Source organism: Sphingomonas sp. CFBP9019 (genome assembly GCF_034045155.1).
In the GTDB taxonomy this organism is placed as follows: Bacteria; Pseudomonadota; Alphaproteobacteria; order Sphingomonadales; family Sphingomonadaceae; genus Sphingomonas; species Sphingomonas aerolata.
This window is the reverse complement of the sequence record NZ_JAXCWK010000004.1, coordinates 224,024-243,391: the sequence shown is the minus strand read 5'-3', so window position 1 is coordinate 243,391 and position 19,368 is coordinate 224,024. Positions and strand designations below refer to the sequence as shown.

The window sequence follows — 19,368 nt, the reverse complement described above, 5'->3', positions numbered from 1 at the left end:
AAACAAATAACCTGTGTTACCGGGGGAGCGCCCGGGTCATGCCCCCGGTTCGCCCCGCAACAGGAATACGGCGTGCTCGGCGAGCAGGTTGGCAGCCGCCGACGTCGTCTGCTTGTCGCCCGACAGGAACCAGGCACCCTCGACGATCACACCGCGCTGCCGGAGGAACGCCCGGAAGTCGTCGATCGTGACGTGATGGATGTTGGGGGTGTCGTACCAGCTTTCGGGCAATTGCCGCGTGACCGGCATCCGCCCGCCCCACAGCAGCGACAGCCGCACGCGCCAATGCGCGAAGTTGGGAAAGCTGACAAAGGCGCGCCGACCGATCCGCAGCAGATGGTCGAGCACCAGGTCGGGCGCGCGCGCGGTCTGCAATGTCTGGCTGAGGATCGCATAGTCGAAGCTGGCATCGGGATAGCCCTGCAGGTCGACATCGGCGTCGCCCTGGATCACCGACAGGCCGCGGCCTACCGCGGCCGCAACGTTGCCCGGATCGATCTCCAGCCCGCGCGCATCGACCGCGCGCTCGTCCCGGAGCGCCGCCATCAGCGCGCCGTCGCCGCATCCGACGTCGAGCACGCGCGACCCACGGTCCACGTGATGCGCGATGATCCCCAGGTCGGCGCGCAGCGTCTCCTGCTGCGTCGGGGTGCTCATGCCCCTGCCCTCAGAAATCCGTCGACGACGCGGTTGAGCTCGGGCGCCTCAAGCAGAAACGCGTCATGGCCGTACGGGCTGCTGAGCTCGACGAAGCTGACCGGCGCGCCTGCGGCATTGAGCGCCTGGACGATGCTGCGCGATTCCGCGGTCGGATAGAGCCAGTCGGTGTCGAAGCTGACGAGGCAGAAGCGCGCGCTCGTCGCGCGGAAGGCGTTGGCGAGCAGCCCGCCATGCTCCTCCGCGAGATCGAAATAGTCCATCGCGCGGGTGATATAGAGATAGGAGTTCGCGTCGAACCGGTCGGTGAAGGCGAGCCCCTGATGCCGCAGATAGCTCTCGACCTGGAAATCGGCGTCGAAGCCGAACGACTTGGCGTCGCGGGCCTGCAGCCGCCGCCCGAACTTCTCGGTCAGCCCGGCTTCCGACAGATAGGTGATGTGCGCCGCCATCCGCGCGACCGCGAGCCCCGCGGTCGGCGCGGACTCGTCGTGATAATCGCCGCCGCGCCAGTTCGGATCGGCCATCACCGCCTGGCGGCCAACCTCGTGAAAGGCGATGTTCTGCGCGGTGTGGCGCGCGGTCGATGCGATCACGACACAGGCGCGGACCCGGTCGGGGAAGGTCGCGGGCCAGCTCAGCGCCTGCATCCCGCCCATCGATCCGCCGACCACCGCCTGCAGCACGTCGATGCCGAGATGGTCGAGCAGCATTGCCTGTGCGCGGACCATGTCGCGGATCGTGATGACCGGAAACCCCATCGCCCAGGCGCGCCCAGTCGCGGGGTTGATCGTCGCAGGCCCCGACGAGCCCATGCAACTGCCGAGCACATTGGCGCAGACGATGAAATGCCGCGCGGGATCGATCGGTCGCCCCTCACCGACCATCCGCGTCCACCAGCCGGGCTTGCCGGTCCGCGGATGCGTCGAGGCGACATGCTGATCACCGGTCAGCGCATGACAGATCAGGACCGCGTTCGAGGCGTCGGCATTCAGCGTGCCATAGGTTTCATAGGCAATGTCGACCGGCGACAGCAGGACGCCGCCATCGAGCCGCAACGGTCCCGGCAAGGTCACGCGACGCGCCAGGCCGAAGCGCGCGTCGGTCGTCCGGTCGGGATCAATCGTGTCGAGCATGACGCGTCCGCTACCACAACCATTTGCCACTGCGCCACACCGACCGCTATGCCCCGCGGCCATGACAAACATCATGCCCGCACCCACGCCGAAGCCCTGGATCCTGGGGATCGCGCCGTACACGCCCGGTCGCTCGACGACCGATGATGGCCGCACGGTGATCAAGCTGTCGTCGAACGAGAACCCGCTTGGGACGAGCCCAGCGGCCAAGGCCGCGTTCGACGGCGCGGATCACACGCTCGAACGCTATCCCGACGCCAGCGCGACCGCGCTGCGCGAGGCACTGGCGGCGCATTACGACCTGGATCCGGCACGCGTGATCTATGGCACCGGATCGGACGAGATCCTGCATCTGGTCGCGGGCGCCTATGCGGGCCCCGGCGACGAGATCATCCATGTCCGCTACGGCTTTGCGGTCTACGAAATCGCGACGCGGCGCGTCGGTGCCGAGCCGGTCGTCGTCGACGACCGCGACTATGCGACCGATGTCGATGCGATCCTCGCCGCGGTCACCGAACGCACCCGCGTCGTGTTCGTCGCCAACCCGAACAACCCGACCGGCACGTTCACGCCGCGCGCCGAGATCGCCCGGTTGCACGCCGGCCTGCCGCGCTCGGTGCTGCTCGTCCTCGACCAGGCCTATGCCGAATATCTCAGCCCCGAGGAGGATGATGCCGGCCTCGCGCTGGCGATGACCGAGGCGAACGTGCTCGTCACGCGGACCTTCTCGAAGATCCACGGCCTTGCCGCGGAGCGGATCGGCTGGGGCTATGCCTGCGCGCCGATCATCGATGCGATGCACCGCATCCGCGCGCCCTTCAACGTCACGACGGCGGGCCAGGCGGCGGCCGTCGCGGCGCTGGCGGATACCGGCTTTGTCGATGCGACTCGCGCGCACAACGACCGCTGGCGCGGCTGGTTCGTCGAGCAGGTCGCGCAGATGGGTAATGCCGGCCTGCGCTGCGTACCCTCCAAGGCGAATTTCGTGCTCGTCCTGTTCGAAGGTCAGCTGACCGCCGACGCGGCCTATCACGGGCTGATGGAGGCGGGGTATATCGTCCGCTGGCTGCCCGGACAGGGCCTTCCCAATGCGCTGCGCATCACGATCGGCACCGAGGATGAGACGCGCGGCGTGATCGCGGCGTTGCGCGCGCTGGTCGAGCGGGGCTGATGCTGCCGTTCGCACGCGTCACGATCCTAGGACTGGGGCTGATCGGGTCGTCGATCGCGCGCGGCGTGCTGCAGGCGATGCCGACGGTGCGGCTCACCGGCTATGACGTCGATCCCGCGGTGCGTGCGACCGCGGACCGGCTGGAGTTGTGCCACGACATCGCCGACACCGCGGGCAGTGCGGTGATCGACGCCGATCTGGTGATCCTGTGCGTCCCCGTCGGCGCGATGGCGGCGGTCGCGGCGGAGTTTGCCGCGGACCTGCCCGCCGAGGCGATCGTCAGCGATGTCGGCAGCAGCAAGACCGAGGTCGCACGCGTGCTGGCGGAGGCGCTGCCGGGCGCGACCGTGATCCCCGCGCATCCGGTCGCTGGCACCGAACGCAGCGGGCCCGAGGCGGGGTTCGCGACACTGTTCAACCATCGCTGGTGCATCGTCACGCCCCCCGAGGGCGCCGATCCGGCTGCGGTCGAGCGGGTCGCCGAATTCTGGCGGCGGCTGGGCGCGCAGATCGAGTTCATGGCCCCCGATCATCACGACCGGGTGCTGGCGATCACCAGCCATCTGCCCCATCTGATCGCCTACACGATCGTCGGCACCGCGAGCGATCTGGAAGAGGTCACCCAGTCCGAGGTGATCAAATATTCGGCGGGCGGCTTTCGCGACTTCACGCGCATCGCCGCGTCGGATCCAACGATGTGGCGCGACGTGTTCCTGACCAACCGCGAGGCGGTGCTCGACATGCTGCAACGCTTTTCGGAGGATCTGAGCGCGCTGCAACGCGCGATCCGCTGGGGCAAGGGCGACGAGCTGTTCGACCTGTTCACGCGCACGCGCGCGGTGCGCCGGTCGATCGTCGAACAGGGTCAGGACGACGACGCCGCCGATTTCGGCCGCGCGCACGACTGACCCCGCTCGGAGCGCCGCCAGCGGCGTCAGCCGTCGAGCGCGTTCATCGCCGCATGGACGCGCGCCTCGGCCTCCTCGCGTTTGAGACCGGCGGGGACGACCTCGCCGAAGCGGAAGGTGATGACGCCCGCCCGCTTGGGCCCCTTGCGCGGCCAGACGGTGCCGCTGTCGCAGGCGATTGGGACCGTCGGCATGCCGAGCGCGCGGTAGAGGCCCGCAAAACCCGGCTTGAGCGGCGGATGCTCGCCGGGCACGACCCGGGTGCCTTCGGGGAAGATCAGGACCGAGCGCCCGGTCGCCTTGGCCGCGATCGCCTCGCGCATCATGTTGCGCAGCGCCTTGGCGGATGCGTCGCGGTCGACGACGATCGCACCATAGCGTCGCGCCGCCCATCCCCAGGCGGGGATGTCCGCCAGTTCGCGCTTCAACACGATCGCCGGCCCGTCGAGCAGCGCCTGAAGCTCGAGCGTCTCGAACATCGCCTGGTGCTTGCACGCGTAGAAGGCCGCGACGTCGGGCCGCGTCCCCTCGATCCGGATCCGGATGCCGAGGATCCAGCGCGTCGCCCAGCGGTGGAACCGCGTCCACACCGTCGAATGGACGATCACCGCGCGCGACCCGAACAGTGCGCTGATCGGCACGGTCAGCACGATCGGCGCCGAGATACTGTAAAAGACGATCATGAAGACGATCGTTCGTAACCAGGCGATCATGCGCCAAATCCTATCCACAATGCGATCCGTCGCAGGATCAACTTGTTGTATTCGTTGACCAGCGTCCCGAGCCGCGGCGTGCCGGGGACGCCGTCGCCGAGCACCAGCACCCGCGGCCCGAGCACCGCGGCAAGCTCCATCTTGGCGCGCGGGACATGCCAGTCCGAGGTGACGAGGCGCACGGTACGATAGTCGTGCGTCTTGACCCAGCGCGCGGTTTCCTCGGCATTCGACCGCGTATCCACCGCATCCGCGCCGAGATCGACGCAACAGGCGAAGACGCTGGGCGAGGTGCGATATTCGAGCGCGAGGTCGATCGGGCGGACGCCGGGCGCGACTCCGGTCACGAGCATCCGCTTGGCCTGGCGGTCGCGCAGCAGCGCCAGACCGCGATCGATCCGCCCTGCCCCGCCGGTCGGCACGACGATCGCATCGGTGGTCGAGCCATTGAGCGGCGGCGGCAGGAGCAGCATGAACGCGGCGAACCCGAGCGCCCAGACGAGCACACCGACACCCAGAAGGCGGACAATCACAGGGTCGTCCTCATCGCGCGCACGATCGTCGCGCGCGCGGCGACCATCGCCAGCACGATGAACCCGATCGGCATCGTGCCCAGCGTGGCCCAGTCGGTCGAGGATAACCGCCCCCCGTCGAGCAGTTCGGAGCCCAGCCCCTGCAACCGGGTCATGATCAGCAAAATGACGGCGATCGCGACGCCGGCACCGGCCACGCCGCCGATCGCGGCGTCGATCGCCACCCGACGCTGGAAGAGACGCGCGACCTGCAGATCGGTCGACCCCAGCATGTGCATGACCTCGATCGTCGCGCGGTGCGTTTCAAGTCCCGCGCGCGCCGCCAGCACGACGACTGCGGCGGTCGCGCCGGCCATCAGCAGGACGATGCCGAGCGCGAGCAGCGTCAGCGAGCGCATTACCCCGCTGACAGGTGACATCCAGGTTTCGTGCCGGTCGACGCGCGCGGTCGGCGCAACGCCGCGAACCGCGCGCGCGACCGCGGCGACCGCGGCATCGTCCTGGCCGCCCAGATCGACGTCGATCATCGCCGGCACGGGCAGCCCCGGATCGGCGCCGTCGCTGCCGAGCCAGGGTCGCAACAGCCGCGTCAGCTCGGCGCGATCGACCGCGGCGACGCGGGTCACCTCCGGCAGCGTCCGCAGCGTCGCGAGGACGCGGGCGGCACTGGCATCACGCCGGACCGGGTCGCCGTCGATGATCTGGACCGTCAGCCGCCCCGCCAGCTGACGATCGAGCGCGCGGGCGGCACCCGCGGTCCCCAGCCCCAGCGCGGCGGCAAGCATGGTGAGGAACAGCATGATCGCCATGACCCAGGTCATGGCACGGACGCCGCCAGCCTCGTCGAGCACGCGACGTTCGGATGCGCGGCTCATGGCTCGGCCCGGGGCGATGGGGGGTACTGCAACGACCCGGTCGGATCGAGCAATCGGCCGTGATCGAGCCGCATCATCTGCGCGGTTGGAATCCGGTTCAGAAGGTGCAGATCATGCGTCGCGACCACCACCGTCGTGCCGAGCTTGTTGAGCGATTCGAACAGATGCAGCAGCCGCTCGGCCATGTCGGGATCGACATTGCCGGTCGGCTCGTCCGCGACCAGCATCTCGGGCCGGGCGATCACCGCGCGGGCGATCGCGACGCGTTGCTGCTCACCGCCCGACAAGGTCGCCGGTCGTGCCTCGGCGCGTTCGGTCAGGCCGACCCAGGCGAGCATCTCCTCGACCGGTTGGCGCAGATCCGCCTCGGGCATCCCCGCGACGCGTAGCGGCAGAGCGATATTGTCCCAGGTCGACAGGTGCGGGACGAGCCGAAAATCCTGGAACACCACGCCGATGCGGCGGCGGAACCCCGGCATCCGGTCACGCGGGAGCAGCACGGCATCCTCGCCGAACAGCCGGATCACGCCGCGGCTCGGGCGCTGGGCGAGATAGAGCAGCCGGAGCAGCGACGTCTTGCCCGCACCGCTCGCGCCGGTCAAAAAGTAGAAGGCGCCGCTGCGCAGCGTGAACGAGATGTCGGACAGCGTTTCCGCGCCGGTGTCGTAGCGCAAGCCAACATTTTCGAACTGCACGATATTCGCCATGAAATTGGTCGCGCCCGCCCGAGTTCGCCTGTGCCGTGAGCCTCGCTTTCGCATGAAAGCGCGCGCGGCTTCAAGCTGGCGGCCATCTGCAGCGCGGCAGACAGCATCCGGGCGCATGATGCTTGCCACGAGCGGGGGCCACGTGCTTAGTTTGACCGCGAACGGCCCCGTCCCGCGGCCCGCAGTGAATCGTGCCCGATGATCCTCCAATGCCCCGAGTGCAGCACACGCTATCTGGTCCCCGACAGCGCGATCGGCACCGAAGGTCGGACCGTGCGCTGTGCCAATTGCCGCCACAGCTGGTTCCAGGCCGCGACTGACATCACGGCGCCCGACGCGCCGGCCCCTGCGGAGGCAATGCCCGCGGCCCCGCTCGGCTTCGCGCCCGCGCCGCCGTTCGGCGCGGCGTTCGACGCCGAGCCCGCCGCGCCCCCGGTCTGGCCCAATCCGGCGTGGCCAAGTCCGTCCTCGCCCACCCCGTCCGGGGTTCCGATGTCTTCGCCGCCTTCGGCTGCGCAGACCGCCGACGATCTGCCGCCGCCGATCATCCGACCCTTTGCGCCATTGGCTGCCCAGCCTGCCGCCGCGCCGGCCGCCGCATCGAATGTCGCGGATGAGCAGGCCGAGCTGCCGGCGGTTGCGACGACCGTGCCGGCCGCGAACACCGACAGCGCCGCTCCGTCCTCCTATGCGGGCAGCCGGAGCGACGCCGATTCCTATGATGCATTCGCACATGCCCCGCCGTTCCGCGCACGGCGCAACACCACCCGGCTGTGGACGATCGGTGCGGTGGCGGCCGGGCTTCTGATGCTGCTGGGCGTCGCTGCGATCCTCTATGTCGGCGCGCCTGGCCTTGCGACGCAGCTTGGACTCGTGACGGGCGCGGACGAGACACCGCTGCGACTGCGCGACAATCCGATCGAGCGCCGCGAACTGGACAACGGATCCGAGCTGTTCGCGGTCAGCGGCCAGGTCACCAATCCCTCCGATTCGACGCAGCGCGTGCCCGACATCCGCGCCGAGCTGCGCGATGCGCAGGGCCGGATCGTGTATAGCTGGACGATCACCCCGCAAAAGCGGACGCTGACACCTGGCGCGGCGATCGATTTCAACTCCGCCAAACTCGACGTGCCGTCGAATTCGAAACGGCTCGAGCTGAGCTTTGCCGGCGAAAACGCCTCCTGATCCGGTTCCGCCGCCCCGACGCGGTGGCGGCATAGGGCCCTGCGACATGATTTTCTCGCAGCGGCGCGCATTCGATGGCGAAAGGGCGTTGCGGGATCGCAAAAGCCTTGCTAGTGGCACCGGCCTACCAGCTAGCCGGCTTGTCCGGTCAGTGTTTCACGTGCGGCCGTGGCGGAACTGGTAGACGCGCAACGTTGAGGTCGTTGTGGGCGAAAGCCCGTGGAAGTTCGAGTCTTCTCGGCCGCACCACTTTCCTCGTTTCTACCGACCCGGATCAGAACCACCCCCATGGGGGACATGACGGTCCGTCCTGCGGGATCCTGTCAAAGCGGAGCACGGCGATGGCCGATTCGATCGACGACCAGATCATCGAAACGCCCGATGGCCCGATGACGTTCGCGCAGTGGAAGAAGAAGCACCCCGTGCAGCTCCCGTCGCGCCGCACCAAGGGCAAGAAGCTTCCAAACAAGGTGAAGTTGACGACCGACGAGGTTTAGTCGCCGGTCGTCGTTGCCAGGCCCCTGGGAGGGGGGATGGGGACCTGACAATCGGGGTTTGACTCCAGCACCCGGGACAAAGTCACGAGCGATAGCGGCGCAACGAAGCGAAGCCCGAATCGGTTGCCACGTCGCCAGCAGATTGCCGCAAAAATCGCGAGTCCTCCGGGATCGACGACGAGCTGGGCCGCCTGCCCTTGTGAAAAATGCCCGCAGAGCGACGCCGCGACCTTGAGCTTCGCGCCACCGGTCGAGATATCGACCAGCCTTGCGGCATACCAGCACCCCTCGACATTCAGCCTGACTGGTGCCGAAACCACGAATCGCGGCGATCGGGCGATCATCCCGGCGGCGTCGCGCGTCGCGAAGACGGGGTCGATCGCATGCGGCTCGTCAAAATCGACCCCTGCGTGAAACCCGTCGACCCAGCGGACGGTGGCGCGAAGCAACGGCATGCCACGCACCTTGATCTCAAGCGTCTCACCAAGCGCTGGCAGCGTGGTGAAGCGCGCCTTCAGACCGACGGTCGAAATGTCATGGACGAGACAGATCGAGCCGCGGTCGGCATGCATGACCCGGCCGATCAGCAGGACGGTCGCATGGCGCCGACCGGCACGCCGGTCGCGGTCCGCGGGCTGGCGCAGATCTGCGCCGCTCCCGCTGTCGCCGCCGGTTGCGTCTTCCTCGTCAGGCCCCGAGAGCACGCGCCGTCTCCCCGCCGCCATGCGATCGGGAGGCGCGACGCGCGATCAGCACGCACCGCCCTGTCGGTGCGCGATCGCGCCGTCTAGTCCCTGAGCCTGGCCTGCCTTGCCGCACATTTGATATCCCCGAACGGTGTCGGCGAACCGTGCTAGGCGCGGCTTAACTAATTACTACAAAACCGAAATTACTGTAATACCGTGCTGAATGCCGGTCAGCGTCGGGCGATCGCGGTGAGGTAGCCGGCGACCGCGTCATAGCCGGCTGCGCTCAGCGAGATTTCGATGCGACGCCGATCGGTCGGGTCGTTGACGCGGTCGATCAGCTTCAGCTTGTGGAGGTGCTCGATCCAGCGTTGCGACGTGGTGACCGGTGCATCCGCCATCGCGACCAGCGCCTTGACGTTGGTCGGCCGGTGATCGCGGTGCGAAACGAACAGTGCGACGAGCATGTCCCAGGCCGGCTCGTGAAACAATTCGCCCGGCAGGAAGCGACGGCGCAGTTTACGATGCGCCAGAATCTCCTTGGCCCGGGCGACGAGCATCTCCTCGCTGATCGGGCTCGTCGCATCCTCGGCCCGCTGGTCGACGACCCGCGATGCCCGCGCCGTGAACTCCTCGCTGACGGCGGCCAGCCTCGATCCCAGATCCTTGATCAAGTCGGCAACGGATTCGTCTTTCACCACATGCTCCCGGTCGCCCACAGGGTCTTAAGCCCATAATGACCCAAATATGGCGGCACGCCGGCATAATGGTCAACATCATTCAGCTATCTGTTTTACCGGTCTATTCTTTTCGGCACACGCTATAGTCTCGGAACTTTCTTAAGATGTGCAAAACGGGTCGAAATCTGTTCAGTTTGGTTGTGATTGATGGCTTGCCCCGTGTGGGTTTTTGGGCTGCAACAGGTAGAATTTTGTACCAATGTGAAACCAATATAAGGTTTGATCGATTTTGCCCGCGTCCGGCATGATCCTCCGGCTTGGACGCCCTCCTCGGAGATACGCGATGAATGCTGCACGCACCTATGAGCTTCTGCAGGAAGCCTGTCGCGCGCTCGAACAGGCGGGCGATCATGCGATTGCGGCTTATGTCGGTGTCAGCATGGCGATGGTCGAGGAGAAGTACCTGGTAGGGCACGACCATCTCGACCCGATCGATCAGGACTGAGGCCGGCGCGGTTCCGCACGGCAAGGGCTTGTTATAGCGGCATGCCGGGCCGATGTCCGGACGTCACGCGTTGGCCGTATCAACCGTGCGAAAGGATGTCGTGCCCGCTCCCCTGCCTGCCTATCTGAACGCGATCGGGACTGCGGTCCCCGGCCATGACATTCACGAGGCCTTTATCCGCTGGGCACGCGACCGGGTCGATGCCCGTTCGGCCAGGCTGTTCGATCGGATGGCGGGTCGATCGGGTATCGCGCACCGCTGGTCGGTGCTGCCGCCAACAAAGGCCATCGCGGTCGCGGACGGCGTCGACAGCGGCGACAAGCAGCGGCTGCATGCCGGGTCTCCGGTCGACCCGGGCGGCTTTTACGCGATCGATCCGCATCCCGGCACCGCGGAGCGGATGGCCATCTATGCCGACGCCGCACCCGGTCTTGCCATCGAGGCGATCGCCGCGCTTCAGGAAACGATCGCGCTCGGCACGATAACGCATCTGGTGGTGGCGAGCTGCACCGGGTTCGTCGCGCCCGGTATCGACCAGATCATCGCCCGCAGGCTCGCGCTGCCCGCGACGGTCGAGCGGCTGCTGATCGGGTTCATGGGATGCTATGCCGCGGTCGTCGCGCTCCGCAGCGCGCGGCATATCGTCCGGTCGGAGCCCGGCGCGCGCGTCCTGGTGGTCACCGTCGAACTGTCCACGCTGCACCTGCAGGCGGTGTCCGAGATCGAGCCGCTGTTGGCGATGCTCCAGTTCGGCGACGGTGCCGCCGCGGCGCTGGTGACCAGCGATCCGAGCGGATTCGAGCTAGAAGCGCCGTTCGCCACCGCATTGCCCGACAGCGAGGCGCTGATCCGCTGGGACATCACCGACCAGGGCTTTGCGATGCATCTGTCCGGAGAAGTACCGGGGCGGATCGCGCAGGCGCTCGCCGATCCCGCCTTCCGCGCCGCCGCGAGCGGCGGGCGCCCCGCCGATACGGTCGACGGATGGGCGGTCCATGCCGGCGGGCGATCGATCCTCGATGCGGTCGAGCATGCCCTGACGCTCCCGGCGGATGCACTCGACGCGTCGCGCGCGGTGCTGTCGGCGAACGGCAACATGTCGTCGGCGACGCTGATGTTCGTGCTGCAGCGGTTGCTCGCCGGGCCGGACATCGCCCGCGGCGTTGCGCTGGCGTTCGGCCCGGGTCTCGCAGCCGAGGGTATCGGCTTCCGAAGCGCACCGCGATGCTGACGACGCGGGCGCAAGCCGAGGAACTGATGGACTCCGACGACCTGTCGCCGGAGACCTATGCCGCGGTGGTCGCCGATCTCGCGAAGGTGAATGTCGTGACGATGGCGGCGCGTCCGACGCTTGCCTTTCTGAAGCGGGTCATCGCGGGGCGGACACGGCTGAGGCTGCTCGATGTCGGGTTCGGCGATGGCGACATGCTGAGGACGATCGAGCGCTGGGCAGGCAGGCGAGGCGTGGACACCGAACTGGTCGGGGTCGACCTCAATCCCCGCAGCGAACAGGCCGCGCGCATGCATACGGACACGGGATCGACGATCCGCTATGTCACGGGGGATTACGCCGATCTTGCCGGTAAGACGGGTGGGGAACCCCGCTGGGATGCGATCGTCAGCAGCCTGGTCGCGCACCATATGAGCCATGCGCAACTGATCGCCTTTCTGCGGTTCATGGACACGCATGCGCGATGCTGGCTGATCAACGATCTGCATCGCCACGGGTTTGCGCATCGCGGATTTCCGATTCTCGCACGGCTCGCGCGCTGGCATCCGATGGTGCGTCACGACGGGACGCTGTCGATCGCGCGGTCGTACCGGCCCGACGAATGGCCGGCGATCCTCGACGAGGCGGGGATCCGCGGTGCGCGCGTGTTCCGGGCGTTCCCGTTCCGACTGTGCGTCGAACGGCTGCGGTGACCGCGACGCGCGCGCTGATCGTCGGCGGCGGGCCGGCAGGGGCGGCGGTCGCGATCGAGCTTGCACGCGCGGGCCTGCCGCATCTGTTGATCGAGCGTAGCCGCGAGACGGGCGACGCCTTGTGCGGCGGGTTCCTGAGCTGGCGGACGCTCGATACGCTGGCGAGGCTGGGAATCGATCCTGATCAGCTCAACCCGGCGCGAACGACGACCGTCCGGATCTTCGCCGGTAGCCACGTCGCGCATGCCGCGCTGCCAAGGCCTGCGCTATCGGTATCGCGACGGCGGCTCGATACCGTTCTGCTCGCCGCCGCGGTGGCGCAGGGCGCAGCGATCGAACGCGGGGTGACCGTCCGGGCGATCGAAGACGGCCAGGTGCGGACCGCCGATGGCGCGGTGATCGCCGCGCCCGCGCTGTTCCTGGCGAACGGCAAGTCGGATGTCCGCGGGACCGCACGGCCGGCAAGCGCCCGCGGCACAGATCCGACGCTCGGGATACGCGTCCGCATCATGCCCCCGCCGGCGATGGCCCGAGCGCTGGCGGGGCAGATCGACCTGTATCTCTTCGACCGGGGCTATGCCGGCCTTGCGATGCAGGAGGATGGCAGCGCAAATCTGTGCATGGCAGTACATCGCTCGCGGTTGCAGGAAGCGGGAACGCCGGCGGATCTGCTCGCCGAGCTCGGCCGCGCAATGCCTGTGCTTGGCGAATGGGTCGCCGCGATCGCGCCGGATGCGACGATCGATGCGATCGCCAACGTCCCCTATGGCTGGCGCCAGACGACGGGGCAGGCGGGGCAGTACAGGCTGGGCGATCAGGCGGGGGTGATCCCCTCGCTGGCGGGCGAGGGCATGGGCATCGCGCTGGCCAGCGGACTCGCTGCCGCGCGCGCCTATCGCACCGACGGGGCAGGGGGCGCAGCGGCATGGCAGCAGCAGTTGGCGCGGACGCTCGCGCGGCCGATCGGGGTGGCGGGCGCGGTGCGCCGGGTGGCCGAAAGCCGCGGTGCAGCCCAGCTGATTCCCTTCGCGCATCCCGTACTGATCCGGATGCTCGCGCAGGCGACCCGGATCGGCGCGTGACGCGCCGTCGCGCGGCGATGAATACTGTCGACGAAACGCCGGGCGGAGTGCGCGTGCCGCGGGCGCACACGCGAACCGCTTGTCGGCGCCGCGGTTAAGGCGTATTTCGTCGACCCTTCATGGCTCGCGCGCGTCCCGCTTCCCGCCCCTCTCGGCCTCGCTCCTCATGGCGCCGCCGGTTTGTCCTCCTCCTGAAGGTTCTCGCCGGTATTGCCATCCTCGCGCTCGGCGCGCTGGTGATCGCGATCTATATCGCCCGCGCGCAGCTGCCGAGCTTCGAAAGCCTCAAATCCTCGCCCAACGGCCAGATGATCCGGGTACATGCCGCCGATGGCAGCGTGATCGTGTCGATGGGGCCGAGTTTCGGCGAATGGCTTTCCTATGGCCAGATCCCCGCGGTGATGCGCGACGCGACCGTCGCGGTCGAGGATCGGCGCTTTCGCTCGCATCTCGGCGTCGATCCGGTCGGGATCGCACGCTCGGTCAAGGTACGGTTCGATCGCGGGCGCTGGACTCAGGGCGGGTCGACGATCACGCAGCAGCTCGCGCGCAACGTCTTCCTGAACAACCAGAAGAAGTTCGGGCGCAAGTTCCGCGAATGGATCCTGGCGTTCGCGCTCGAGCGCAAGTTCAGCAAGGACCAGATCCTCGAACTCTACCTCAACAAAGTCTATTATGGCGGCGGCGCCTATGGGATCGACGCCGCGTCGCGCAAGTTCTTCGGCCACGGGGCGGACCGCCTGTCGCTGGCCGAAGCGGCGGTAATCGCCGGGCTCGTCAAGGCACCGTCCAATTATTCGCCGACCGCGGATGCCGAGGCGGCGATGGGCCGCGCGGGCGTCGTGCTGAAGACGATGGCGGAAACCGGCGTCATCAGCGCGAGCGAGGCCGCCGATGCCGATGTGCAGGGGCTCAAACTGGCGCCCGAGCCGAAGCAGAACAGCGTCCGCTACTTCACCGACTGGGCCTTGCCGCAGCTCGACACGCTGATCGACGAGACCGAGGCACCGCTCGAGGTGTGGACGACGCTCGACCTGTCGATGCAGCGCGATGCCGATGCCGCGATCCGGGCGAATGCCCCCCCGGGTGCGCAAGGTGCACTGGTATCGCTAGACCGCGATGGCGCGGTCAAGGCGATGGTCGGCGGCAAGGACTATGTATCGTCGATCTACAACCGCGCGACACAGGCTGTCCGCCAGCCGGGTTCGGCGTTCAAGCTGTTCGTGTATCTCGCCGCGCTCGAGGCCGGGCACAAGCCCGAGGATTCGATCGTCGACGAACCCGTGACGATCGACGGATGGAGCCCGCGCAATGATTCGCGGCGCAATTCCGGCGCCGTCAGCCTGCGCACGGCCTTTGCCTATTCGCTGAACACCGTCGCAGCGAAACTGGGGCAGGAGGTCGGCTTCACGACCGTCGCGGACATGGCGCGGCGGTTCGGGATCACGACGACGGTCAACACGCATCCCTCGATGGTGCTGGGCACGTCGGAGGTCCGCGTGATCGACATGACGCGTGCCTTTGCCAGCGTCGCGAGCAAGGGCGTCGCGGTGACCCCCTATGGCATCACGCGCGTGACCGCGAACGGCCAGACGATCTACACGCATGAGGTCGATCGCAGCCACGTCCTCGTCGCCCCCTATGTCGCCGCCGAGATGACCGACCTGTTGCAGACCGCGGTCAACACCGGCACCGGGCGCGCCGCGCAGATCGGCCGCCCGGTGGCGGGGAAGACGGGCACGACGAGTTCGTCGAAGGATGGCTGGTTCCTCGGCTTCTCCAGCGGCATCACCACCGGCGTCTGGATGGGTCGCGACGATGCCAAGCCGATCTCCGGACTGCACGGCGGTACGGCACCGGCTCGCGCCTGGGCGGCGTTCATGAAGCCCGCCACGGCCAATCGCCCGATCGAGCAGTTCGAGACGCAGGTGACCCTGCCCGAATGGCAGCTCGAACCCGATGAGGAGAGCTATTTCGGCCAGCCCGACAACGGCCAGATGATGGTCGACGAGAACGGCAATCCGATCGAGCCTGGCGGCGTTCCGGATATGCCGAGCGATGCCCCGGCGGGCGAGCCGATACCGCGCCCCGATGCGGACCCGTCCGACCAGACACCGCAGGTGCCGCAGGTGCCGCAGCAGCAGTTGAACCAGGACTGGATCGACAGGGTAACGGGCCGGGACGCACCACGCCGCGATCCCGCCGCGCCGCAGCCGCGCGCGCCCCAGCGGGACTGGTCACGCGAGAGTTCGCGCGACCGCTTTCAGGACGATCGACCGACCCAGTGAAGCGCCGCGCCATGCGTGCGTAGCCAGACGCGCGCAGGGGTGGGGTCCTCACCATAGAGATCGGCGACGAGCGCGTGGAAGGCGGGCGCGTGGTTCATGTGGACGCGGTGGGCGACCTCATGCGCCACCGTTGCCCGCCGTACGAAGCCGGGGGCGAGGATCAGCCGCCAGCTGTAGCGGATCACCCCGCTCGACGCGCAGCTGCCCCAGCGGCCCCTGGCATCGCCGATCGCGACCTGCGTGACGCTGACCCCCGCCTTGGCGGCATATTCGGCGGTTTCCTGGTCAAGCAGGCCCAGCGCGGTACGCTTGAGCCATGCCTCGACACGGCGGGGAATCGTCTCGACGGGGCCGGACAGCGACAGGATCGCGCCGTCGCGGACCACCGTGCGGCGGCTGCCCGGGGTCCACGCGATCGTCACCGGCTCATCGGCGACCATCACAACCGCATCGGGAACGAAGGGCTGCGGCCGCGGCAGCCGCGCGCGCTGTTCGGCGATCCAGTCCGCCTTCTCCTCCGCCCAGGCCAGCGCCTGCTTCAGCGCCGCCCGCTTGGGCAGGACGAGCCGGGCGCGGCCGCTGGCGGGATCGATCGACAACCGGGCCCGGCGTGCGCGCGGATGCCGGATGATCTCGAGGCCGTCGATCACCGCGTCAGAGTTCGCGGTCGATCACGTGATATTCGAGCTCACCGGCCTCGTCCTCGCTGATCGTCCAGCCGCGGACCGACTGTTTGGCGCGGTGGACCGCCTCGCGGTCGCCGCAGACGAGATAATGCCACTCGGGAAGCTGCTCGCCCGCCGCGCGCAGGCGGTAGGCGCAGGTCGAGGGCAGCCAGTCGATATCGCGGACATTCGACGTCGTCAGCCGCACGCATTCTGCGACATAGGCGTGGCGGTGCCGATAGTCCGAACACTGCCCGCTGCGCCGGTCGAGCAGCCGGCACGACACATTGGTCGCGACGAGCTCGCCGGTATCCTCGTCCTCGAGCTTGTGGATGCAGCATTTGCCACAACCATCGCACAGGGCTTCCCACTGGCCGCGGTCGAGCTTCTCGATCGGCGTGTCTTCCCAGAATCTGGCGCTCATCGGGCCCAGCGCTTGATGTCGTCGGCCAAGGCCTGTGGTCCCTTATCCTGTGGCAGCAGCGCGAGAGGCTTGCCGTCCGGATCCATCAGATAGGCCTGACGCGAGTGATTTACGAGGTAACCGCCACCGGGCGCGGCATCCCCCTTGGCCGAGAAGATCGCGAATTCCTTTTTCACCGTCTCGATCGCCGCGGGACTGCCAGTGAGCCCGACGATGCGCGGATGAAAGGCGGTGACGAACTGCTTGACGACCGCAGGGGTGTCACGCGTCGGATCGACGGTCACGAAGATCGGCACGAGCCGCGCCGCGAGCGCCGGATCGCTGGCCTCGAGCAGTTTCATCGCGCCGCCGATCGTCTGCATGTCGGTCGGACAGACATCGGGACAGAAGGTGTAGCCGAAATACATGATCCGGTATTGGCCCGCGAACCGGCGGTCGCTGACCTGTTGCCCGTCCTGATCGACGAGCGTGAACGGCCCGCCGATCCGCGCCCCGGCAAGCGGCGGCGTGGCGGGGGCCGCGCTCGTATCGGGCGCAGAGGGGCTGCACGCCGCGAGCGCGAGGGCGGCGAGAAGGGCGGGGCGTCGATTGGTCATGATACAGCCAGCCTTGATCTGTTAGCCCGTGCGGCGCAAGCGTCGCACATCACCCGCGTCCCGAGGATCTATCGATGTCGTATATCCGCCAGTGCCCCGCCCTGACGACGGGCGCCAAGACCATGGGCGCCCTGTTGATGGGAGCCGTGATCGCGCTTCCCGCCGCCACCGTGATCGCCCCGCGTGCCGCGCATGCGCAGAACCAGTCGGAGGGATATAAATTCCTGAACGCAGTGCGCGAGTCGAAGAACAACGAGGTTCTCGAGATGCTCGGACGTCCGGGCAGCAGCATCGTCAACGCACGCGACGTCTCGACAGGCGAGGGTGCGCTGCACATCGTCATCAAACGTGCCGACGAGACCTATCTGCGGTTCCTGCTGCAAAAGGGCGCCGACGCCAATCTGCGCGACGGCAAGGGCAACACGCCGCTGCTGCTCGCGGTGACGCTCGGCCAGACCGACATGATCCCGATCCTGACCGCCGCCGGCGCCAATCCGAACCTTGCCAATTCGGCAGGAGAGACTCCGTTGATCCGCGCCGTTCAGCGCCGCGACATCGCCATGATCCGCGTGCTGCTCAACGAAAATGCGGATCCCGATCAGGCGGATATCATCGCCGGCATGTCGGCCCGCGATTATGCTAAGCAGGACGGCCGCAACGTCGTGGTGACCAAGCTGCTGGCCGATGCGCCGAAGAAGACCCGCAAGGCGGTCTCGGGACCGAAATTCTGACGACCACGTCGCCGGCCGGCTGATCCTGCCGCGTATCGGGAGGATCAGCCGCCAGCCGGATCAGAAGGCGAGACCGGCGGCGTCGGGATCGACCTGTGCGATCAGACGGCGCGCGGCGCGTCTTGCAAAGGCCAAAGTGCACCGCTTGCGGACATGCGCGGGCAGGGGGGTCGTATGCGCCTCACGGACGATCGCGGCGTCATAGCGGTCAGCGACGATGATCCCGGTACGTTCGGGCAGAAACGCCGCCCCCTGCAGCGGCCGCATGTCGAACCCGGCCGGCACCGCCCAGAAATAGCGATCGCAATGCCCGAGATACTCAGGCCATTTGCCATCCCCGACCAGATCCGCGCGCGACACCTTGATCTCGACGACGACGATCTGCCCGCGGGCATCGATCGCCATCAGATCGGCGCGACGCCCCCCGTCGAGGGGAACCTCCGCCATCGCGGTCAGGTCGTGGCGCAACAACATCCGGATCACGCCGCGTGCCACGTCGGCGGCACATAGGGGCGATCCGGGTTCGTCGATGCAGGAGTCCGGGGGGTTGTCGAGCATGCGCCAGAAATAGAACAATCCGCGAACGACGCAAGCGCGTTCACGGACTGTTTATAGCGTTGGCGATGCAGGTGGGATGCTGATCATGAACCGGACCTTGTCCGGATCGGCTGTCGATCAGCGATAGAAGACGTGGTTGCCGATCGAAGCGACCTTGATAACGCGGCCTGCTGGGCGGCGATCGGCGGTGTTGAAATACAGCGCCTTCTCGGCCGGGCTGTTCCACGCATCGGCCAGTGCGACCTTCGCGACGGCGATGGCGGTGCGGTACGACGTGCCCTTGTTGATCGCGGGGATCTGGCCGCCGCGAACAAAGCTGAACTGGCCGCGCTGCTTGACGACGTCGCAGACGTCGGCGGGGAAACGACCCGACTTGGCGCGGTTGATGATGACTTCGGCGACGGCGAGCTGGCCGGTGAGGGGCTCGCCCTTGGATTCAAAATAGATGGCGCCGGCAAGGCACTGGAGCGCTTCGTCGGCGGCGGCGCTATCCTGCGCGGCAACGGCCTGGGCGAGCGTTTCGAATTCTTCGTCTTCGATCTCGGCCGACGTCTGGACGGCGGTCGGTGCAGCGGGCTCGACGGCGGTGACGGGCGTCACGGCGGGAACGGTCTGCGGAACATTCTGAGAGGAGAGGGCGTTTATATTTGCGAGTGCGGTAAGGCTGGCGGTCGAGCGATCGACGCCGGTCGCCTGGCTGGGCGCGCTGTTGCCGAACAGGCCGGCGAGAGAGAAGGTCATGACCGCAATCGTTGCGGCCCGCTGCAAAATCGTCATTCAAACTTATTCAGATGCGGTTGGACCACGGAACCAATCGTACGAGCCGATCGTCCAGGCATCCCCCCGAC

23 protein-coding genes and 1 tRNA gene are annotated in these 19,368 nt (G+C 67.6%); 11 read left to right on the top strand and 13 right to left on the bottom strand.

Annotation, left to right across the window (positions count from 1 at the left end):
* Positions 1-36 precede the first annotated feature (36 nt).
* Positions 37-657: a methionine biosynthesis protein MetW gene (gene metW, locus SOM18_RS12790; protein ID WP_031439516.1), complete on the bottom strand. Its 621-nt coding sequence runs from the start codon at positions 655-657 to the stop codon at positions 37-39.
* The gene (metX, locus tag SOM18_RS12785; RefSeq protein ID WP_031439517.1) at positions 654-1,793 is read right to left on the bottom strand and encodes a homoserine O-acetyltransferase MetX; all 1,140 of its coding nucleotides are present in this window, start codon (positions 1,791-1,793) and stop codon (positions 654-656) included. The genes metW and metX overlap by 4 nt, the downstream gene beginning before the upstream one ends.
* A gap of 73 nt (positions 1,794-1,866) precedes the next feature.
* Here metX and hisC point away from each other — a divergent pair, with 73 nt between their 5' ends.
* Complete coding sequence (gene hisC, locus SOM18_RS12780; protein WP_031439518.1) at positions 1,867-2,964, top strand: histidinol-phosphate transaminase; 1,098 nt, start codon at positions 1,867-1,869, stop codon at positions 2,962-2,964.
* Positions 2,964-3,872 carry a prephenate/arogenate dehydrogenase family protein gene (locus SOM18_RS12775; RefSeq protein ID WP_031439519.1) on the top strand — a complete coding sequence of 303 codons (909 nt, stop codon included), beginning with the start codon at positions 2,964-2,966 and terminating at the stop codon, positions 3,870-3,872. Before hisC ends, SOM18_RS12775 begins: the two co-directional genes overlap by 1 nt.
* Positions 3,873-3,898: 26 nt before the next feature.
* Here the strand turns inward: SOM18_RS12775 and SOM18_RS12770 are convergent, their stop codons facing one another.
* From SOM18_RS12770 to ftsE, 4 genes are read right to left on the bottom strand one after another with little or no spacing between them, the layout of a single operon-like run.
* On the bottom strand, positions 3,899-4,585 hold the full coding sequence (locus SOM18_RS12770) for a lysophospholipid acyltransferase family protein (protein ID WP_031439520.1): 687 nt from the start codon (positions 4,583-4,585) through the stop codon (positions 3,899-3,901).
* A complete protein-coding gene (locus SOM18_RS12765; RefSeq protein WP_031393671.1) occupies positions 4,582-5,118 on the bottom strand; it encodes a YdcF family protein in 537 nt (178 codons plus the stop codon). The genes SOM18_RS12770 and SOM18_RS12765 overlap by 4 nt, the downstream gene beginning before the upstream one ends.
* Positions 5,115-5,993, bottom strand: coding sequence for a cell division protein FtsX (locus SOM18_RS12760; protein ID WP_320481797.1), 879 nt, complete (start codon positions 5,991-5,993; stop codon positions 5,115-5,117). The genes SOM18_RS12765 and SOM18_RS12760 overlap by 4 nt, the downstream gene beginning before the upstream one ends.
* A complete protein-coding gene (gene ftsE / locus SOM18_RS12755; RefSeq protein WP_056406665.1) occupies positions 5,990-6,700 on the bottom strand; it encodes a cell division ATP-binding protein FtsE in 711 nt (236 codons plus the stop codon). Before ftsE ends, SOM18_RS12760 begins: the two co-directional genes overlap by 4 nt.
* A gap of 198 nt (positions 6,701-6,898) precedes the next feature.
* Between ftsE and SOM18_RS12750 the strand changes: the two genes are divergently transcribed.
* The 3 genes from SOM18_RS12750 to SOM18_RS12740 all read left to right on the top strand — a co-directional run bounded on the left by SOM18_RS12750 (position 6,899) and on the right by SOM18_RS12740 (position 8,382).
* Positions 6,899-7,885, top strand: coding sequence for an MJ0042-type zinc finger domain-containing protein (locus SOM18_RS12750; RefSeq protein ID WP_320481796.1), 987 nt, complete (start codon positions 6,899-6,901; stop codon positions 7,883-7,885).
* Between the two features lie 162 nt (positions 7,886-8,047).
* Positions 8,048-8,134, top strand: a tRNA-Leu gene (locus SOM18_RS12745).
* 92 nt (positions 8,135-8,226) lie between these two features.
* Entirely contained in the window at positions 8,227-8,382 is a 156-nt protein-coding gene (locus SOM18_RS12740; protein WP_166746558.1) for a hypothetical protein, read from the top strand.
* On the opposite strand, the gene SOM18_RS12735 is transcribed toward SOM18_RS12740, so the two are convergent.
* Together SOM18_RS12735 and SOM18_RS12730 are read right to left on the bottom strand one after the other, a co-directional pair.
* The gene (locus tag SOM18_RS12735; RefSeq protein WP_160172605.1) at positions 8,379-9,086 is read right to left on the bottom strand and encodes a PilZ domain-containing protein; all 708 of its coding nucleotides are present in this window, start codon (positions 9,084-9,086) and stop codon (positions 8,379-8,381) included. The genes SOM18_RS12740 and SOM18_RS12735 overlap by 4 nt on opposite strands.
* Positions 9,087-9,298: 212 nt before the next feature.
* Positions 9,299-9,766: a hypothetical protein gene (locus SOM18_RS12730; RefSeq protein ID WP_031395526.1), complete on the bottom strand. Its 468-nt coding sequence runs from the start codon at positions 9,764-9,766 to the stop codon at positions 9,299-9,301.
* A 325-nt stretch (positions 9,767-10,091) separates the two neighbouring features.
* Between SOM18_RS12730 and SOM18_RS12725 the strand changes: the two genes are divergently transcribed.
* The 5 genes from SOM18_RS12725 to SOM18_RS12705 all read left to right on the top strand — a co-directional run bounded on the left by SOM18_RS12725 (position 10,092) and on the right by SOM18_RS12705 (position 15,546).
* Positions 10,092-10,253, top strand: coding sequence for a hypothetical protein (locus SOM18_RS12725; RefSeq protein ID WP_156360361.1), 162 nt, complete (start codon positions 10,092-10,094; stop codon positions 10,251-10,253).
* 100 nt (positions 10,254-10,353) lie between these two features.
* Positions 10,354-11,484, top strand: coding sequence for a type III polyketide synthase (locus SOM18_RS12720; RefSeq protein ID WP_320481795.1), 1,131 nt, complete (start codon positions 10,354-10,356; stop codon positions 11,482-11,484).
* Complete coding sequence (locus tag SOM18_RS12715; protein ID WP_031440918.1) at positions 11,478-12,176, top strand: methyltransferase domain-containing protein; 699 nt, start codon at positions 11,478-11,480, stop codon at positions 12,174-12,176. The genes SOM18_RS12720 and SOM18_RS12715 overlap by 7 nt, the downstream gene beginning before the upstream one ends.
* Positions 12,173-13,258 carry an NAD(P)/FAD-dependent oxidoreductase gene (locus tag SOM18_RS12710; protein ID WP_235188390.1) on the top strand — a complete coding sequence of 362 codons (1,086 nt, stop codon included), beginning with the start codon at positions 12,173-12,175 and terminating at the stop codon, positions 13,256-13,258. The genes SOM18_RS12715 and SOM18_RS12710 overlap by 4 nt, the downstream gene beginning before the upstream one ends.
* A 119-nt stretch (positions 13,259-13,377) precedes the next feature.
* Positions 13,378-15,546, top strand: a complete 2,169-nt coding sequence (locus SOM18_RS12705; RefSeq protein ID WP_320481794.1) for a PBP1A family penicillin-binding protein — start codon at positions 13,378-13,380, stop codon at positions 15,544-15,546.
* On the opposite strand, the gene SOM18_RS12700 is transcribed toward SOM18_RS12705, so the two are convergent.
* Genes SOM18_RS12700 through SOM18_RS12690 form a run of 3 tightly spaced genes read right to left on the bottom strand, consistent with a single transcriptional unit; the run spans position 15,522 to position 17,231 of the window.
* The gene (locus SOM18_RS12700; protein WP_031440916.1) at positions 15,522-16,196 is read right to left on the bottom strand and encodes a M48 family metallopeptidase; all 675 of its coding nucleotides are present in this window, start codon (positions 16,194-16,196) and stop codon (positions 15,522-15,524) included. The two genes, SOM18_RS12705 and SOM18_RS12700, sit on opposite strands and share 25 nt — an antisense overlap.
* A gap of 4 nt (positions 16,197-16,200) precedes the next feature.
* Entirely contained in the window at positions 16,201-16,635 is a 435-nt protein-coding gene (locus tag SOM18_RS12695; protein ID WP_031395091.1) for a YcgN family cysteine cluster protein, read from the bottom strand.
* Positions 16,632-17,231 (bottom strand): SCO family protein, encoded by a 600-nt coding sequence (locus tag SOM18_RS12690; protein WP_320481793.1) that lies wholly within the window; start codon positions 17,229-17,231, stop codon positions 16,632-16,634. Before SOM18_RS12690 ends, SOM18_RS12695 begins: the two co-directional genes overlap by 4 nt.
* A 74-nt stretch (positions 17,232-17,305) precedes the next feature.
* Here SOM18_RS12690 and SOM18_RS12685 point away from each other — a divergent pair, with 74 nt between their 5' ends.
* A complete protein-coding gene (locus tag SOM18_RS12685) occupies positions 17,306-17,962 on the top strand; it encodes an ankyrin repeat domain-containing protein (protein ID WP_235188389.1) in 657 nt (218 codons plus the stop codon).
* A gap of 60 nt (positions 17,963-18,022) precedes the next feature.
* Here the strand turns inward: SOM18_RS12685 and SOM18_RS12680 are convergent, their stop codons facing one another.
* Positions 18,023-18,520, bottom strand: coding sequence for an MmcB family DNA repair protein (locus tag SOM18_RS12680; protein WP_031440913.1), 498 nt, complete (start codon positions 18,518-18,520; stop codon positions 18,023-18,025).
* Positions 18,521-18,637: 117 nt separating this feature from the next.
* Positions 18,638-19,261 carry a cell wall hydrolase gene (locus SOM18_RS12675; RefSeq protein WP_235188388.1) on the bottom strand — a complete coding sequence of 208 codons (624 nt, stop codon included), beginning with the start codon at positions 19,259-19,261 and terminating at the stop codon, positions 18,638-18,640.
* Positions 19,262-19,368: the final 107 nt, after the last annotated feature.

What these genes read in the sequence shown, in the direction of transcription:
- metW (WP_031439516.1), bottom strand. Translation starts at nt 657, where the DNA reads ATGAGCACCCCGACGCAGCAGGAGACGCTGCGCGCCGACCTGGGGATC.
- metX (WP_031439517.1), bottom strand. Translation starts at nt 1,793, where the DNA reads ATGCTCGACACGATTGATCCCGACCGGACGACCGACGCGCGCTTCGGC.
- hisC (WP_031439518.1), top strand. Translation starts at nt 1,867, where the DNA reads ATGCCCGCACCCACGCCGAAGCCCTGGATCCTGGGGATCGCGCCGTAC.
- SOM18_RS12775 (WP_031439519.1), top strand. Translation starts at nt 2,964, where the DNA reads ATGCTGCCGTTCGCACGCGTCACGATCCTAGGACTGGGGCTGATCGGG.
- SOM18_RS12770 (WP_031439520.1), bottom strand. Translation starts at nt 4,585, where the DNA reads ATGATCGCCTGGTTACGAACGATCGTCTTCATGATCGTCTTTTACAGT.
- SOM18_RS12760 (WP_320481797.1), bottom strand. Translation starts at nt 5,993, where the DNA reads ATGAGCCGCGCATCCGAACGTCGCGTGCTCGACGAGGCTGGCGGCGTC.
- ftsE (WP_056406665.1), bottom strand. Translation starts at nt 6,700, where the DNA reads ATGGCGAATATCGTGCAGTTCGAAAATGTTGGCTTGCGCTACGACACC.
- SOM18_RS12750 (WP_320481796.1), top strand. Translation starts at nt 6,899, where the DNA reads ATGATCCTCCAATGCCCCGAGTGCAGCACACGCTATCTGGTCCCCGAC.
- SOM18_RS12740 (WP_166746558.1), top strand. Translation starts at nt 8,227, where the DNA reads ATGGCCGATTCGATCGACGACCAGATCATCGAAACGCCCGATGGCCCG.
- SOM18_RS12725 (WP_156360361.1), top strand. Translation starts at nt 10,092, where the DNA reads ATGAATGCTGCACGCACCTATGAGCTTCTGCAGGAAGCCTGTCGCGCG.
- SOM18_RS12715 (WP_031440918.1), top strand. Translation starts at nt 11,478, where the DNA reads ATGCTGACGACGCGGGCGCAAGCCGAGGAACTGATGGACTCCGACGAC.
- SOM18_RS12705 (WP_320481794.1), top strand. Translation starts at nt 13,378, where the DNA reads ATGGCTCGCGCGCGTCCCGCTTCCCGCCCCTCTCGGCCTCGCTCCTCA.
- SOM18_RS12695 (WP_031395091.1), bottom strand. Translation starts at nt 16,635, where the DNA reads ATGAGCGCCAGATTCTGGGAAGACACGCCGATCGAGAAGCTCGACCGC.
- SOM18_RS12690 (WP_320481793.1), bottom strand. Translation starts at nt 17,231, where the DNA reads ATGACCAATCGACGCCCCGCCCTTCTCGCCGCCCTCGCGCTCGCGGCG.
- SOM18_RS12685 (WP_235188389.1), top strand. Translation starts at nt 17,306, where the DNA reads ATGTCGTATATCCGCCAGTGCCCCGCCCTGACGACGGGCGCCAAGACC.
- SOM18_RS12680 (WP_031440913.1), bottom strand. Translation starts at nt 18,520, where the DNA reads ATGCTCGACAACCCCCCGGACTCCTGCATCGACGAACCCGGATCGCCC.
- SOM18_RS12675 (WP_235188388.1), bottom strand. Translation starts at nt 19,261, where the DNA reads ATGACCTTCTCTCTCGCCGGCCTGTTCGGCAACAGCGCGCCCAGCCAG.